General features: G+C 72.8%; 14 protein-coding genes. 11 read left to right on the forward strand and 3 right to left on the reverse strand.

What is annotated here, in order from left to right:
• Positions 1–150: 150 nt before the first annotated feature.
• Together AC5P1B_RS26690 and AC5P1B_RS26695 are read right to left on the reverse strand one after the other, a co-directional pair.
• On the reverse strand, positions 151–1,293 hold the full coding sequence (locus AC5P1B_RS26690) for an NADH-quinone oxidoreductase subunit D (RefSeq protein WP_493890279.1): 1,143 nt from the start codon (positions 1,291–1,293) through the stop codon (positions 151–153).
• Between the two features lie 57 nt (positions 1,294–1,350).
• Positions 1,351–2,685, reverse strand: a complete 1,335-nt coding sequence (locus AC5P1B_RS26695; RefSeq protein WP_493890365.1) for an SAM-dependent methyltransferase — start codon at positions 2,683–2,685, stop codon at positions 1,351–1,353.
• 705 nt (positions 2,686–3,390) lie between these two features.
• Between AC5P1B_RS26695 and AC5P1B_RS26700 the strand changes: the two genes are divergently transcribed.
• The 3 genes from AC5P1B_RS26700 (at position 3,391) to AC5P1B_RS26710 (ending at position 6,176) form a co-directional block, all read left to right on the forward strand.
• Entirely contained in the window at positions 3,391–4,593 is a 1,203-nt protein-coding gene (locus AC5P1B_RS26700; RefSeq protein ID WP_493890280.1) for a sensor histidine kinase, read from the forward strand.
• 160 nt (positions 4,594–4,753) lie between these two features.
• Positions 4,754–5,431 (forward strand): response regulator, encoded by a 678-nt coding sequence (locus AC5P1B_RS26705; RefSeq protein ID WP_493890281.1) that lies wholly within the window; start codon positions 4,754–4,756, stop codon positions 5,429–5,431.
• Positions 5,432–5,591: 160 nt separating this feature from the next.
• A complete protein-coding gene (locus AC5P1B_RS26710; RefSeq protein WP_493890282.1) occupies positions 5,592–6,176 on the forward strand; it encodes a TIGR03086 family metal-binding protein in 585 nt (194 codons plus the stop codon).
• A 67-nt stretch (positions 6,177–6,243) separates the two neighbouring features.
• On the opposite strand, the gene AC5P1B_RS26715 is transcribed toward AC5P1B_RS26710, so the two are convergent.
• Positions 6,244–7,338 (reverse strand): DUF5937 family protein, encoded by a 1,095-nt coding sequence (locus AC5P1B_RS26715; protein ID WP_493890283.1) that lies wholly within the window; start codon positions 7,336–7,338, stop codon positions 6,244–6,246.
• 99 nt (positions 7,339–7,437) lie between these two features.
• On the opposite strand from AC5P1B_RS26715, the gene AC5P1B_RS26720 reads away from it, so the two are divergent.
• The 8 genes from AC5P1B_RS26720 (at position 7,438) to AC5P1B_RS26755 (ending at position 15,583) form a co-directional block, all read left to right on the forward strand.
• Positions 7,438–7,911 (forward strand): hypothetical protein, encoded by a 474-nt coding sequence (locus tag AC5P1B_RS26720; RefSeq protein WP_493890284.1) that lies wholly within the window; start codon positions 7,438–7,440, stop codon positions 7,909–7,911.
• 275 nt (positions 7,912–8,186) lie between these two features.
• Positions 8,187–9,155 (forward strand): Rossmann-like and DUF2520 domain-containing protein, encoded by a 969-nt coding sequence (locus AC5P1B_RS26725; RefSeq protein WP_493890285.1) that lies wholly within the window; start codon positions 8,187–8,189, stop codon positions 9,153–9,155.
• Positions 9,152–10,126, forward strand: coding sequence for a pantoate--beta-alanine ligase (gene panC, locus AC5P1B_RS26730; RefSeq protein WP_493890286.1), 975 nt, complete (start codon positions 9,152–9,154; stop codon positions 10,124–10,126). The genes AC5P1B_RS26725 and panC overlap by 4 nt, the downstream gene beginning before the upstream one ends.
• A complete protein-coding gene (locus tag AC5P1B_RS26735) occupies positions 10,123–12,108 on the forward strand; it encodes an L-aspartate oxidase (protein ID WP_493890287.1) in 1,986 nt (661 codons plus the stop codon). The genes panC and AC5P1B_RS26735 overlap by 4 nt, the downstream gene beginning before the upstream one ends.
• A gap of 2 nt (positions 12,109–12,110) precedes the next feature.
• Complete coding sequence (nadC, locus tag AC5P1B_RS26740; RefSeq protein WP_493890289.1) at positions 12,111–13,163, forward strand: carboxylating nicotinate-nucleotide diphosphorylase; 1,053 nt, start codon at positions 12,111–12,113, stop codon at positions 13,161–13,163.
• A complete protein-coding gene (locus AC5P1B_RS26745) occupies positions 13,163–13,960 on the forward strand; it encodes a type III pantothenate kinase (protein ID WP_493890291.1) in 798 nt (265 codons plus the stop codon). Before nadC ends, AC5P1B_RS26745 begins: the two co-directional genes overlap by 1 nt.
• A 341-nt stretch (positions 13,961–14,301) precedes the next feature.
• Entirely contained in the window at positions 14,302–15,156 is an 855-nt protein-coding gene (locus tag AC5P1B_RS26750) for a hypothetical protein (protein WP_493890293.1), read from the forward strand.
• Positions 15,157–15,397: 241 nt separating this feature from the next.
• Positions 15,398–15,583, forward strand: a complete 186-nt coding sequence (locus AC5P1B_RS26755) for a hypothetical protein (protein ID WP_493890294.1) — start codon at positions 15,398–15,400, stop codon at positions 15,581–15,583.
• The last annotated feature ends 58 nt before the right edge of the window (positions 15,584–15,641 follow it).

Genomic DNA, 15,641 nt, shown 5'->3' on the forward strand with positions numbered 1-15,641 from the left:
CGGGGGGCGCGCCGGCATCCGAGCTGGTGCGCGCCGGAGCGCCGAGTCGGCGATTCGAGCCGATGCCTCGACGGGTGGTGGAAGTTCCCCCGGGGGCCGCCCTCGGTCGCCTTGGCTGCGCGGCGCCGTGTCAGGTGTTGTTGCTTGCCGTTACTTGTCGATGTCGCCGACGACGAAGAACAGCGAACCGAGGATCGCGACCATGTCGGCGACGAGCGTGCCGGGCAGCAGCTCCGTCAGTGCCTGGATGTTGTTGTACGAGGCGGAGCGCAGCTTGAGCCGGTACGGAGTCTTCTCGCCCTTGGAGACGAGGTAGTAGCCGTTCAGGCCGAGAGGATTCTCCGTCCACGCGTAGGTGTGCCCCTCCGGGGCCTTGAGCACCTTGGGCAGCCGCTGGTTGATGGGGCCGGGAGGCAGTTCGGCGATCCGGTCCAGGCAGGCGTTCGCGAGGTCGAGTGAGTTGTGCGTCTGGTCCAGCAGACATTCGAAGCGGGCCAGGCAGTCCCCCTCGTGGCGGGTGACGACTCGCAGGGTGTCGGCCAGTTCGCCGTACGCCAGATACGGCTCGTCCCGGCGGAGGTCGAAGTCGACGCCGGAGGCGCGGGCGATGGGCCCGCTGACCCCGTACGCGTGCACCGCCTCCGGCGAGAGCACGCCCACGTCGCGCGTCCGCCCCCGGAAGATCTCGTTGCCGAGCACCAGCCCGTCGTACACGTCCATCCGCGCCTGCGCCTGTGCCACCGCGTGCCGTGCGCGTCCGAGCCAACCCGCCGGGAGGTCTTCCTTGAGGCCGCCGACCCGGTTGAACATGAAGTGCATCCGGCCGCCGGACACCTCCTCCATGACCGCTTGCAGTTCCTCACGTTCGTGGAAGGCGTGGAAGACCGGAGTGATTCCACCCAGTTCGAGGGGGTACGACCCCAGGAACATCAGGTGGTTGAGCACGCGGTTCAGCTCAGCGAGCAGGGTCCGCGTCCACACGGCGCGCTCGGGGACCTCCATGCCGAGCATGCGCTCGACAGCGAGAACGACGCCCAGCTCGTTGGAGAAGGCGGAGAGCCAGTCGTGCCGGTTGGCGAGCACGATGATCTGGCGGTAGTCGCGCGCCTCGAACAACTTCTCCGCGCCCCGGTGCATATAGCCGACCACCGGCTCCACCTGCTGGATGCGCTCGCCGTCGAGCACGAGCCGCAGCCGCAGCACGCCGTGCGTGGACGGGTGCTGGGGGCCGATGTTGAGCACCATGTCAGTGCTCTCCGCCCCACCACCGATGCCGACCGTCGTCTCCGTCATGGGCACTAGTTTGTCAGCTCCTCCCGCGAGACTGGTGGCCGTCCCAGGACGGGATGCTCACGGCGAGGAGTCCGGGGCGCTGAGCGGTCCTGGCTGCGGGGAGCCAGGGCGCGGGGAAACGGTCCGTACGGCGGGTGTGGGCCGCACTGGGAGTACGGTGCCGAGATCGCAGGGGCCCACTGGTTGACACAGCCAGCTGAAGCCGCCCAACCCGGCCGGGTCGGTCAATTCCGCTGCTTCGCCCACCGCACTCAGAGCCCGTACGTACCCGGTGGGGTCGGTGCTGGCGAGCGTCAGGGGCGGGCGCCGCCCCTCGACGCCGAGCGCGCGCAGCGCGTCCCGCTGGGACAGCAGGACGGGCACACCGGCGGACGCGCCCGCGCCGGTGGCCGCGTGTGCGCCCACGCCCGAGCCGGTGCCGGCGCCAGTGCCCGCGTCGGTGGTCGTGCCTGTGCCAGTGCCGGTACCGGTGCCGGTGTCCGCGCCGGACGGGTCGCCCTCCGCGCCCGTCATCACCGCCGCTGCGCCCGCCGCCGCGCAGGCGTCCAGGGCGACGTGCGCGGTCAGGTCGCATGTGCCGTCCGGCACGGGCCGCACCTCGCGGCCGTCGCGGAAGCCGGTCAGGGTGCCGAAGGGCGGCCGGGCCGGGCGTTCGTGCGCGTAGTCGACCGCGATGGCGAGGCCGGACCGCAGGGCCCGTACGGCACCGGCCCAGGCGATGTCGCGGGGCGTTCCCGGCTCGGCGCGCAGCCCTGGCTCCGGGCCGAGCGGCCACCAGCGGCTCAGCCACGCGGCGTCGGTGCCCGTGACCGGAGCCCCGAGGCGTTCCTCCCCGCCGGGAGCCACGAGCACGCGGCGCGGGATGCCGTCGGCGCCGACCTCGACGACATCGACCGGCACGTTGTCCAGCCACTCGTTGGCGAGCAGCAGTCCGGTCAGCGAACCAGGCGAGGGGAGCGCGTCGAGCCAGGTGATCCGGGGATCGATCCCATCCGGCCGGGCCGCGCGTTCCACGGCGTACAGACGCAGCCGGGCGCCGAGAGCCGAGGGCGCGGGCGCGGGCGACGGCAGACCCCCAGGACCGGCGTCGGAGCCGTGCCGCTGGGCGGTGGGAGCCGACGGGGGAGAGGGCTCGGCGGCGGCCTGGCCGCCGACCGGACTGCCGACAGCCCGACCCGAACGGTCCAGCACCGTGAGCACGCCTGACAACAGTTCGCCGCGCCCGGCGCCGACGTCCACGAGCGCCAGTTCGGCAGGGTGGCCCAGCTGCTCGTCGACCCGGGTCAGCAGCTCCGCGACCGCGCGCGCGTACAGCGGGGAGGCGTGTACGGAGGTGCGGAAGTGGCCAGTGGGGCCTTCGGGGCGGCGGTAGAAGCCCGCTGGCCCGTACAGCGCCGCCTCGGCCGCTACGCGCCAGCCGACCCACCCGTCCCCGTCCCCGTCTACATCCCCGTCCCCGTCGCCGTCCTCGGCCCCGCCATCGGGGCGTGTGGCCCCACGGACCTCATCAGTTTCCCCAGCCGCGCCAGCCTCGCCGGTGAGGTCGGTACTGCCGATCTCGGCGATCTCAGCGATCTCGCCGATTCCGTCCACCTCGCCGGTCTCGCCGTTCTCGCCGTTCTCACTGGTCTCGCCGGTCCGGTCGTCCGCCGCCTCTGCCGAAGCCACCCGCTGCCGCCTGCCTTCCATCCGCCCGCCCATCCGCGCATCCGCCCGTGCACCCGGCCAGTCAGCCTCTGGGCGGTCAGCCGGTCAGTGTCCTGGTGAGCGTCCGTCCACCGGTCAGTGTCCTGGTGACCGTCCATCCAGGTGTCCGTGTCGTCAATTCGGCTGCTGCCCGGGCACCCGCTCGATCCAGTGTCGCGCGGCTTTCGCCCGCCCTCGCCGGCGGCTTCCGCTTCGCCCCGTGCCGGGCGCGCGTCCAGCCCCTTCCCCCGGTCGCCCAGGCTCCGGAAAGCCCGGTCAGGGAGGGCTGACGTGGGGGCTCCCAGGAGGATACCGAGCGGTCGGTCTCCACCTTGCGGAGTACACGCACCGCTTCCGGATCGACCGTCCGGTTGACCCCTGCACGTACTTCATCTGCCTACGCTGGGTTACGTGCAGCGCCTCTACGATTTTCTCCGCAGGCATCCGACAGGTGTCGACAGCTTCTGGGCTGTGATGCTGTTCGGTCTCGCTTGCGTGTGGCTTGTCGAGGCGGAGATGGGCCGTGAGCCGCGCCTCATGGCTGTGCCCATCACACTCGCTCTGTGCCTGGTCGTCGCGCTTCGCCGACGGGCCCCCGAGAAGATGATGCTCCTGGTGGCGACCTGTGGTGTCGCCCAGCTCGTGGCGAATGTCGACATCAACCCCGCCGACTTCGCCATGCTGGTGATCATCTACACGTGCGCCGCTGACGGGGCGCTCTGGGCTTCCCGGCTGGGGCTCGTCGGCGGGTTGCTCGCGCCGACCATCGCCACCATCAGGTGGCCAGGGCAAGAAGGCAACGCCAGCCATTGGCAGGCCCTCGTCTCCACGGTCTTCACCACCATCCCGTTCGTCCTCGCCTGGGTGCTCGGCGACTCGATCCGCACCCGCCGTGCGTACTACGCCCAGCTGGAGGAGCGGGCCGCGCGCCTGGAACGGGAACGTGAGGCGCAGGCGAAGGTCGCGGTCGCCGGTGAGCGCGCCCGCATCGCGCGCGAGCTGCACGATGTCGTCGCGCACAACGTCTCGGTGATGGTGGTGCAGGCAGACGGCGCCGCCTACGTCCTCGACGCCGCCCCTGACCAGGCCAAGCAAGCCCTGGAAACGATCTCAGGCACCGGTCGGCAGGCGCTCGCCGAAATGCGGCGACTGCTGGGCGTGCTGCGCACGGGTGAGCATGCGGAGGGCGGTGAGTACGTGCCGCAGCCCGGCGTCGAGCAGCTCACCGAGCTGATCGACCAGGTGCGCGGCGCGGGCCTCCCCGTCGACTTCAAGGTGGAGGGGAACCCGCGCCCGCTGGACAGCGGCGTCGAGCTGACCACGTACCGCATCGTGCAGGAGGCGCTGACCAACACACGCAAGCACGGTGGGCGGCACGCGGGCGCCATGGTCCGCCTGACCTACGCCGACACCGAACTCGATCTCCTCATAGAGGACGATGGCCGGGGCGCGCAGCGCGAGCTGTACGAGGCTGGCGGCGAGGACGGCCTCGGACACGGGCTGATCGGGATGCGCGAGCGGGTCGGGATGGTCGGGGGCAGTCTGGACGCGGGACCGCGCAAGGGCGGAGGCTTCCGGGTCAGTGCGGTGCTGCCGCTCAAACCCGCTCGATGAGGTGATGCGGGTCCCCACGACTGGCTTCCTCCGCCGCTCCGCCGCTCCGACGTCGGCCCTCAGCCCCTGCCCCCTGCACCTTGCCCCCCACGCCAGTCCCCGCCAGTCCGCACCCCGCGCCCCAGCTCGCCGCTCCGCCACGAGAGAAGGACCGAACCAGATGCCGATCCGCGTAATGCTCGTCGATGACCAGGTACTTCTACGTACTGGCTTCCGGATGGTGCTCGCAGCCCAGCCCGACATGGAGGTCGTCGCCGAGGCCGGAGACGGCCTGGAGGCGCTGGAGGTGCTGCGGTCCACGGCGGTGGACGTCGTCCTGATGGACGTCCGGATGCCGAGGCTGGACGGTGTGGAGGCGACGCGTCGGATCTGCAAGGCCGAGGGCGCGCCCAGGGTGCTCATCCTCACCACGTTCGACCTCGACGAGTACGCGTTCTCGGCGCTCAAGGCAGGCGCCGGGGGCTTCATGCTCAAGGACGTGCCTCCGGCGGAACTCCTCACCGCCATCCGCGCCGTGCACAGCGGTGACGCGGTCGTCGCGCCGAGCACGACGCGTCGGCTGCTGGACCGGTTCACGCCGATGCTGCCGAGCAGCGGCGGGAACGAACCGGGTCGCGCCGAACTCAGCAAGCTGACCGAGCGGGAGCGCGAGGTCATGATGCTCGTGGCGCAGGGCCTGTCGAACGGCGAGATAGCGGCTCGGCTCGTGTTGTCCGAGGCCACGGTGAAGACGCACGTCGGCCGGATACTCACCAAGCTGGGCCTGCGCGACCGGGTGCAGGTCGTCGTGCTCGCGTACGAGACGGGTGTGGTGCGGGCGGGCGGCCTGCCGCAGTAGTCCCGCAGTAGTTCCCGCGGTAGTCGGGGGGCGGGTGGCCGTGGAGACGCGGAGCACGCGCGGGTACGCGGGCGTACCGGTACGCGGCTCCGCGGCTACCCGCGAAAGACGTCGGGAAATGGCAGGCAGGCGAGGGACGCGCCCGGCTACCGTGCGCGCCATGGACGTTCGTGAGCTTGATCGCCGTGCTCTGGCCACCATTGACAAGATCCTGGGCGGTCTGACCACCGCCGACCTCACCCGCCCCACCCCCTGCGCGGCCTGGGACCTCGCTGATCTGCTGCGCCACCAGATCAGCGAGAACACCGCCTTCGCCACAGCCGCCCGCGAGGGCCAGGCCGAAGACTGGGACAGTGGCGCGCTCGGCGACGATCCGTACGCCGCCTACGCGGAATCGGTACGGGCCGCCTTGGCCGCCTTCGACGGGCCGGGCGTGCTGGAGCGGCAGATGACCGTGCGCGAGTTCGGCGCGTTCCCGGGCAAGGTCGCCCTCACCCTGCACCTCGTGGATTCCGTCGCCCACGGCTGGGACTTCGCCAAGGCGCTCGGCGTCGCGTATGAGCCGGACGCCGAGGCGGTGGCGGCGGCGCTGCGGTTCGCCGAGCGGATACCCGCGTCCCTGGACCAGCGCGGACCGGGCGCGTCCTTCGCGCCGGTGATCCCGGCCGCCGCCGAGGCGTCCGAGCTCGACCGGTTCCTCGCCCTCGTCGGCCGCGACCCGGCCTGGAGCGCCCCGGCAACCTGAAAGCCTCCGCGAGCTGGGAGCCCCCGTGAGCTGAAGCGCCCCGCCCCCTTTCGCGGGCCCGCGCAGCTCAGCGCAGCACGCCCTCCAGGAAGTCGCTTCCCAGCCGGGCCACCAGCGTCACGTCGAGCTGGTGCAGTACGTACCGGCCGCGTCGCCGCGTCGTCAGCAGCCCGGCCTTCTTCAGCAGCGCGATGTGCCGTGACACCTCGGGCGGGGTGAGGCCGTGTGCCGCTGCCAGTTCGCCTGTGGTGTGCGGTCCCCGCGCCAGGGTCCGGCACAGCTGCATCCGTACCGGGTGGGCGACCGCTTCCATCCGCCGCTGGACCACCTCAAGCGCCTGCGGGCGGGGCAGTTCGGGGGAGGCCACCGGGTACTGGATGACGGGCCGCCAGCCCGCGGTGTACAGCACGATCACATGGGGCCAGCCGAAGGCGGTGGGCAGGAAGGTGATGCCGCTCCGCTCGCCGGGCAGCCGTGCCGTCGTCTGCCCTTGCTGGAGCTTGTCGACGACGATGCGCTGGTTGTCCGTGTCCAGGGTGAGAGCGGCGGAGACGTCGGTCAGCGCGTCCGACAGTCCCTTGTGACGCAGCAGCTCACCCTTGTGGCGGGCGTCGGCGGCCAGCTGGAACCGCACACGCTGCCACGTGTCGTTGAAGAACGCCTGGTCGCAGTCCTCCAGGAGGCGCCGCAACCACGTTCGTACGGCGGGTGGGTCGGCCAGTAGCCGGTCGACGAACGCCGCCTGGGCCGGACCCCGGGCTGCCGCTCGCTCGCGCGCCCGCTCCCGTTCTCGCGGGTCCGTGAGCGGCCCCGGCGCCAGCCCCCCGTATCCGGCCCTGCAGGAGATCTCCAGCGCGGCGGTCACGAACGTCTCGTCGGGCATACGGTCGAGCTCGTCCAGATCCTCGGCGAGGGTGGCGCCGGGAGCGGGCGGCAGCAGGATGTCGGACCGTGCCGAGCGCCACAGGAAATCCGCTTCCTGGAGCCGGTCGGCGAGGTCGGGCTTGAGCGAACAGGCGGTGGTTGTCGCCCAGCTGTGCAGCCCAGGATGGTGCGCGGGTTCGGCGAGGGCATGCAGCGCCGCACCCAGCTCGGCCAGCGGGGACGGAGCGAACGTGATGCGCTCCGGGGGCAGTCCAGCGATGTCGATCGTCACACTCACAGCACTACTGTGCACCGCGTCCGACGGGGACCGGCGACACTTGACGGCGTTCGTCAATCGACGCGCACGTCGTCGGTGAGCCGCCGCAGGGTGTGGGACATGAGCCTCACACAGCAATACGCACTGGACCTGTACCGCGCCGCACAGCACAACGAGCAGGCCCCGCCCGCGCCGGGACGCCACGACTGGCGGGTCATGGCAGAGTTCAGGGAGTACCGGAAGTTCCAGACGGTGGTCGCGGAACGCACCCTCGACCAGGGCCGCGGCCTGCGGTTGCTCCGCGCCCTGCGCGGCGCCCTGACGAAGTGGCTGCGGCCGCTGACCCGGGGCAGCGCGGACGCCCTGCCGGGGAGCGCGGACCCATGGACGGACCCACGGACGGATCTACGGACGGCTTCACGGTCGGATCTACGGACGGACGCGCTGGCAGACCCGCTGGCAGACCCGCTGACGGCCACCGCGACGAGGGTCCCGCGTGGGTCTGCGGGCACTGGTGTGCGTACGGGGGCGCACGGGCTCGCAGGGGCCCGTGTGCGTATGGGGGCGACGGCAGGACGCGGCGCCGGGACGTAGTAGCGGGGCAGCCGCTCGGGAGCGACCGGCGGAGTGACCGAGGAGTAACCGGGGAGTAAGGGAGCCGCCGGACGGGCGGTTCGGGGAGGACCCGGGGCGGGGGTGACGAGCACGGCTCGGGCCTCCGCCTTCGGCTTTTCCCTGCCGGAGTCGGCGGGCGTCCGGAGGTTATCCACAGGCAAGGGACGGTCCTGGGGATGGTCGGGAGCACTCGCGTAGCATGGCGCTGAATCGTCCGGTACCCCCTGCGGACTGGAACGGAAGGCCGTCTCCCAGTGAACGCACAGCAGCTCTCTGACCCGCAAGACCGGCCCGCGCGGCTCACCGTCGGAGTCGTCGGTGCCGGTCGCGTCGGCCCCGCGCTGGTCGCCGCGCTGCGCCTTGCGGGGCATCGTCCCGTCGCCGCCTCGGGCGTCTCCGACGCCTCGGTCCGCCGGGCGGCGGCCCTGTTGCCCGACGTGCCGCTGGTCACGCCCGCCGAGGTGCTGGCCCGCGCCGAGCTCGTCCTGCTCACCGTGCCCGACGACGCCCTCCCCGGCCTGGTCGAGGGCCTGGTGGAGACCGGCGCCGTGCGGCCGGGACAGCTGCTCGTGCACACCTCGGGGCGGTATGGGACCGCCGTCCTCGACCCGGCGCTGCGGGCGGGAGCGCTGCCGCTCGCCCTGCATCCCGCCATGACGTTCACGGGGACGGCCGTGGACGTGGACCGGCTCGCGGGGTGTTCGTTCGGCGTGACCGCGCCGCAGGAGCTGCGGCTCGCGGCCGAGGCGCTGGTCATCGAGATGGGCGGCGAGCCCGAGTGGATCGCGGAAGACGCCCGTCCGCTGTATCACGCGGCCCTCGCCATCGGTGCGAACCACCTGGTCACGCTGGTCGCCCAGTCGATGGAGCTGCTGCGCGAAGCGGGCGTCTCCGCGCCGGGGCGGATGCTGGGCCCGCTGCTCGGCGCGGCCCTGGACAACGCGCTGCGCAGTGGTGACGCCGCGCTGACCGGGCCGGTCGCGCGCGGCGACGCGGGCACGGTGGCGGCGCATGTGGCGGAGCTGCGTAAGCACGCGCCGCAGGCCGTCGCCGGTTATCTGGCGATGGCACGTACGACGGCGGACCGGGCGCTCGCGCATGGCCTGCTCAAGCCCGAGTTCGCCGAGGACCTGCTCGGGGTGCTGGCGAACCAGGGCGACGACGGGCCCAACGGCCCCAGCGGCACGGACAGCACCAACGGAACCAGTGGAGGCGGCCGATGAGCCCTCGGCTGTGGGGCAAGGCCCAACCCGGAGAGCCTGACGTCGAGCTGTTCGACAACGTCAGCGACTTCCATGACGCCCTCGCCCAGTTCGCCATCCCAGGGCGCGCCGCCGTCGTCATGACGATGGGCGCCTTGCACGAGGGCCACGCCTCCCTCATCCGCGCCGCCCGCGAGAGGGTCGGCGCCAAGGGCCTCGTGACGGTCACCGTCTTTGTGAATCCGCTGCAGTTCGGTCCCGGGGAGGACCTCGACCGCTATCCGCGCACGCTCGACGCCGACCTGCGGGTCGCTGCCGAGGCCGGGGCGAACGCGGTCCTCGCGCCGCCCGTGCACGAGGTGTATCCCGGCGGCGAGCCCGAGGTCAGGATCACGGCCGGTCCCATGGGCGAGCGGTACGAGGGAGCCTCGCGCCCCGGGCACTTCGACGGGATGCTCACCGTCGTCGCCAAGCTGCTCCACCTCACCCGCCCCGACATCGCCTTCTTCGGCGAGAAGGACGCGCAGCAGCTCGCGCTGATCCGCCGGATGGCCGCCGACCTGAACTTCCCCGTCGAGATCGTCGGCGCCCCGACCGTCCGCGAGGCCGACGGCCTCGCCCTCTCCAGCCGCAACCGCTTCCTCTCCGCCGAGGAACGGACGACGGCCCTCGCCCTGTCCCGGGCCCTCTTCGCGGGGCGGGACGCGCTGGCCTCGGTGGGCACAGCGGCCGCCACCGTTCCCGAGCTCGCGCGGGATGTCGCCCGACCCGCTCTCGTACGGGACGCCGCGCGGGTCGTCCTGGACGAGGCCGCCGCGCTGGACCCGCCGCTCGCGCTCGATTACGTCGCGCTGGTCGATCCCGCCCATTTCACCGAGGCCGCCGACGACTTCCAGGGGGAGGCCGTACTCGCGGTCGCCGCCAAGGTCGGCAGCACACGCCTCATCGACAACGTCCGCCTGGAGTTCGCGGAGTTCGGAGTCACCTCATGACGAGCACCCGTGGCGGTGCGGGCAGTGGCATACGCCTGCACGCACCCGCCCCCGGCTGGGCCATCGAAGCCGACGTCGTGGTCGTCGGCTCGGGCGTCGCCGGACTGACGGTCGCGCTGCGTTGCGCCGCCGCCGGAGCCTCCGTCATCGTCGTGACCAAGGCCAGGCTCGACGACGGCTCCACCCGCTGGGCACAGGGCGGCATCGCCGCGGCTCTCGGCGACGGCGACACCCCTGAGCAGCACCAGGAGGACACCCTCGTCGCCGGTGCCGGGCTCTGCGCCGAGGACGCCGTGCGCGCCCTGGTCACCGAGGGTCCAGGAGCCGTCCACCGGCTGATCGAGACCGGGGCGCGGTTCGACAGCGACAGCGGGACCGGCGAGATCCTGCTGACCCGTGAAGGCGGCCACCACCGGCGCCGTATCGCGCACGCGGGCGGCGACGCGACCGGGGCGGAGATCTCCCGAGCGCTGGTCGAAGCGGTTCGCGCGGCGGGCGCGCCCCCAGCCGACGGGCACTCCGACCAGGGGCAGCGGCCGGGCCGGGCCGGGCGGCCGGGCCACGGCAGCATCGAGACCGTCGAGAACGCGCTCGTTCTCGACCTGCTCAAGGACGACCGGGGCCATGCGGCGGGCGTCACCCTGCACGTCATGGGGGAGGGGCAGCGGGACGGTGTCGGCGCCGTCCGCGCGCCGTCCGTCGTGCTGGCCACCGGTGGCATGGGGCAGGTCTTCTCCGCGACGACCAACCCCGCCGTCTCGACCGGCGACGGCGTCGCCCTGGCCCTGCGCGCCGGTGCCGAGGTCTCCGACCTCGAATTCGTGCAGTTCCACCCGACGGTGCTGTGGCTCGGCCCGGACGCCGAGGGGCAGCAGCCCCTCGTCTCGGAGGCGGTCCGCGGCGAGGGCGCGTATCTCGTGGACGCCGGCGGCACACGCTTCATGGTCGGCCAGCACGAGCTGGCGGAGCTGGCCCCGCGCGACATCGTCGCCAAGGGCATCATGCGCCGGATGCGCGAGCAGGGCGCGGAGCACATGTTCCTCGACGCCCGGCACTTCGGCGCGCCCATGTGGGAGCACCGCTTCCCGACGATCCTCGCCGCCTGCCGCGCGCACGGCATCGACCCGGTGACCGAGCCGATCCCGGTCTCGCCCGCCGCCCACTACGCCAGTGGCGGTGTACGGACCGACCTGCGCGGCCGTACGACGGTGCCCGGCCTGTACGCGTGCGGCGAGGTCGCCTGTACGGGAGTGCACGGCGCGAACCGGCTCGCGTCCAACTCCCTGCTTGAGGGTCTGGTCTTCGCCGAGCGCATCGCGGCCGACATCGTGCCGACAGCAGCGGAAACGGAACCGGAAGCGGATGCTCCGGCACGCACCCCCGCCCCCATCGGCGCGACCGGCCCGCAGCCGGACTCACAGCCGGACTCACGGCCGGACTCGCGGCTGTCTGCGGAACCCGCTCCGCCGGCCCCGCTGCTCGCGCCCGAGGCCCGGTTCGCCGTCCAGCGCATCATGACCGCCGGTGCCGGGGTCCTGCGCTCGGCGGAGAGCCTGGGCCGGGCAGCCGAGCGGCTGGCCGCCATCCACCAGGACGCGGCCGAAGCGCTCGAAGCCGACGGGAAGACGGCCGAGCCCGGAGTCGACACCTGGGAGGCGACCAACCTTCTCCTCGTCGCCCGGGTCCTGGTCGCCGCCGCACTGCGCCGGGAGGAGACGCGCGGCTGCCACTGGCGGGAGGACCACCCCGAGCGGGACGACGACGTATGGCGCCGCCATCTCCTGGTGACCCTGCGGCCGGACCGGTCGCTGGCCGTCAGCACCACACAAAGCCCGGCCTTCCCGCCCGTACGATATGGCCCCGGCGCGGCGCACACCCCGGCGGCCGCCGCCGGTCCCCATGCCGCCCCGGCCACCCCACGCGGCACCTCCCACACCGCTGTGACGCCCGACCGCCCCGCCGATCCCCCTCTGGAGCCGTGACCGTGAGCACCGCCGACGACAGCCCGACGCCAGTGGACCCCTCGCTGCTACAGATCGGTGGCCCGGCCGCCGGGGGAGCGGAGCCAGCCGGGGGCGGCTGCGGTGACGCCTGTGGCTGCGGCGCCGGTCCTGACGGCGAGCCGTACGAACTCGATCCCATGGAATGCGGGCTCGACCCCGACCTCGCCGCCCTTCTGCTCGGCGCCGGGCTCGACCCCGTCCAGGTCGAGGACATCGCCCACATGGCGATCGACGAGGATCTCGACGGGGGCGTGGACGTGACGACCGTGGCGACCATTCCCGCGGACGCGGTCGCCACGGGCGACTTCACGGCCCGCGAGGCGGGGACCGTCGCCGGGCTGCGCATCGCCGAGGCCATCCTGTCCGTCGTCTGTACGGACGCGTTCGAGGTCGAGCGGCACGCCGAGGACGGCGACCGGGTCGCCCCCGGGGACAAGCTGCTCACCGTCCGCACCCGCACCCGCGACCTGCTGACCGGCGAGCGCAGCGCGCTCAACCTGATGTGCCGCCTCTCCGGCATCGCGACGGCGACCCGCGCCTGGGCCGACGCCCTCGAAGGCACCAAGGCCGCCGTCCGGGACACCCGCAAGACGACGCCGGGGCTGCGGGCCCTGGAGAAGTACGCGGTGCGCTGCGGCGGCGGGGTCAACCACCGCATGTCGCTGGCGGACGCGGCGCTGATCAAGGACAACCACGTGGTCGCCGCGGGTGGCGTGGCCGCGGCGTTCACCGCTGTCCGCCGCGCCTTCCCCGACCTGCCGATCGAGGTCGAGGTCGACCGTATCGACCAGATCGAAGCCGTCCTCGCTGAGGGCGCCGACCTGCTCCTGCTCGACAACTTCACGCCGGAGCAGACGCGGGAGGCCGTCGCGCTGGTCGCAGGCCGGGCGCTGCTCGAATCCTCCGGCCGCCTCACGCTGGCCAACGCCCGCGAGTACGCCGCGACCGGCGTGGACTACCTGGCGGTCGGCGCGCTCACCCACTCCTCGCCCATCCTCGACATCGGCCTGGACCTCCGGGAGGACGAAGGCTGATGCTGCTCACCATCGACGTAGGCAACACCCACACCGTCCTCGGCCTCTTCGACGGCGAGGACATCGTCGAGCACTGGCGCATCTCGACCGACGCCCGCCGCACCGCCGACGAACTGGCGGTGCTGCTCCAGGGCCTGATGGGCATGCACCCGCTGCTCGGTGACGAACTCGGTGACGGCATCGACGGCATCGCCATCTGCTCCACGGTCCCCTCCGTCCTCCACGAGCTGCGCGAGGTCACCCGCCGCTACTACGGGGACGTCCCCGCCGTGCTGGTCGAGCCCGGCATCAAGACGGGCGTGCCGATCCTGATGGACCACCCCAAGGAGGTCGGCGCCGACCGCATCATCAACGCGCTGGCGGCGGTCGAGCTGTACGAAGGCCCTTGCGTCGTCGTCGACTTCGGCACGGCGACGACGTTCGACGCGGTCAGCGCGCGCGGCGAGTACGTCGGCGGGGTCATCGCCCCCGGCATCGAGATCTCCGTGGAGGCACTGGGCGTCAAGGGCGCCCAGCTGCGCAAGATCGAGCTGGCCCGCCCGCGCAGCGTCATCGGGAAGAACACCGTCGAGGCCATGCAGTCCGGCATCCTCTACGGCTTCGCGGGCCAGGTGGACGGCGTCGTCGCCCGCATGGCGAGGGAACTGGCCGACAACCCGGAAGACGTCACGGTCATCGCGACCGGCGGACTCGCCCCGATGGTCCTCGGCGAGGCGTCGGTCATCGACGAGCACGAGCCGTGGCTGACGCTGATCGGCCTGCGCCTGGTGTACGAGCGGAACGTCACGCGGATGTAGCGACGCCGTCGCCCCCAGCGGGCCCCGCCGGAGCCCCGAGCGGGGGCCGAGGCGGAGTCCCCGTAAGAGACGGCCCGACGGCGCTGCCGACCTGCCCGGCGCGCGTATCCGGCCGGCCCGCCCGGCCGCGTATCCGTGCACGCATGCACCGGGCGTACGCGCGGGCGCGCACGAGCGCCTGCCCCCAGCCGTGCACGGGCGCCTGCCCAGCCGTGCACCCATGCATCACGCACACATGCACCATGCACCCAAGCACCCGTGCGTTCGCGGACGCACACCAAAGGCACGCCCAACGTGGCGCGCTAAGCGAAATTTGTCCGCTTAGCACTTAAAGTCGCTTCATGCCCACGCCCTATGGTTCGCGAGGCGGAATGGCGTTCAGCGCAGACGAACTGCGCGTGCTCCGACGTGCCCTCGCGCTCGTCCTCGAACCGACGTCCGCCGTCAGCCGCACAACGGCCACCGTCCACACTCCTCCTGCCGTTCGCACCAACGCCTCCGCCGCCTCCGCCATCCCCGCCGCCACCGTCTCCGACACCCTCACCACCTCCGCCGCCCGCCCTCCGTCGCTGCCGGACGTACTGATCCCCGCCGCGGCGGGACACCGGCGGCCGGCCACCCCCGGCTCCGGCCGGGCCGAGGAGGCGCGGGACATCCTGCGCTTGGCGGAGGCCGTGGACGAGGCGGCCCGCGAAGGCGGGCGGCTCAGGGCCTTCCTGCTGGACGAGCTGGCCCGCTACCGGGCCGCTCTGCCCGGCACCGCCACGAGCTATCTGGAGCAGCTGCGGAGCGCCCTGGCGGCTGGATATGTGCCCGGCGCCGAAGACCTCGCCGCGCTCCGCACGCTCTGCGCGAGCGCGATGGGCGGCCAGGAGGCCGACCGCCGCCGCACGCTGCTGCACCGCTGCGAGCGGCTCGCCGAGCTGGAGGTGCGGGCGCGGCTCGTCGCCCTGCCCGGCGGCAGGTCCGCCACGCAGCGGCGGTCGGCGGCTCCGGAGCCGCCCCGCCAGCCGGCCCCTGTCAAGCCTCCTGCCGCTCCTGCCCCGGCTCCCGCCCCCGGGAAGTCTCCCGATGCTCCTGGTGAGAAGCCCAGCCGCCCCGTGCCGACCCCCGCGGAGGCTTTCCCGCCGAAGCGCCGCCCGGCGCCCCCGGCAGAGGACGAGCATCCCGCGCTCCTGGCCTTCAGCTCCGCCTGAACCGTCCGGGCCGGACTCGCGCCCAAGCCCAAGCCCAAGCCCACGCCCGCGCCCAGAAACACGCCCGCGTACCTCGTACGCGCTCACGCCCGCCTCCGAACGCGCGCACGCACACGGCCACCGCGTTCGCCCGTTCGTCCACCCTTTGATCGGTCGCCGGCCGGTTCGCGGGCCCCTGGCGAAGGGCGGCGGTGCGCACCCCGTAATCTGGTAGCCCTCTAGCAGAGGGAGGCCGACAGTCATGGATTATGTCTCCGCGCTGGTCCCGTCCGTAGTGATGGCCGTGGCCTTTATCGCGCTGATCAGGACGATCGTGAAGAGCCAGGGCGGCGCCAACAAGGCCAAGGAGGACGCCGCCGTGGACGCCGCGCTCGCGAACGCGGAGGCGACGCGCCAAGGCGCGGCGCCGAAGGGCCAGCAGGTCTGAGTCCGCGACCTGGCGTGCTCCCGAGGGCGTACGGGCCGTGCTCACCCGGCATGGAACG

The sequence above is a fragment of the Streptomyces sp. A01 genome (assembly GCF_059026195.1).